This window comes from Eisenbergiella sp. OF01-20 (genome assembly GCF_003478085.1).
Lineage (GTDB): Bacteria > Bacillota > Clostridia > Lachnospirales > Lachnospiraceae > Eisenbergiella.
Map to the genome: position 1 here is coordinate 1 of NZ_QUES01000019.1, position 222 is coordinate 222.

The following is a 222-nucleotide window of genomic DNA, read 5'->3' on the forward strand; positions in this document are numbered from 1 at the left end:
CGCCGGGGTTTCCTCCACTCTTCTTTTCCAAAATATAACAGCAAAGTAATAACAGGTGTTATCCGATCTTCAGGAAAGAAAGCCGTAAGGCCGGTCTTAAGCCCCAGTCGTTTCCTGTTTTCCGCTTCCACCCTGCGTATCTTTTTCTGATAATCGGCCCCGTCATACTGCAGGATCCGCACCGGAGCCGTGTAATCAATCTCTTCCTGGTTTTCTATACCC

General features: G+C 48.6%; 1 pseudogene. It reads right to left on the bottom strand.

Annotation, left to right across the window (positions count from 1 at the left end):
- A pseudogene (locus DXA36_RS33345) lies at positions 1-222 on the bottom strand (Rpn family recombination-promoting nuclease/putative transposase); the annotation flags it as partial.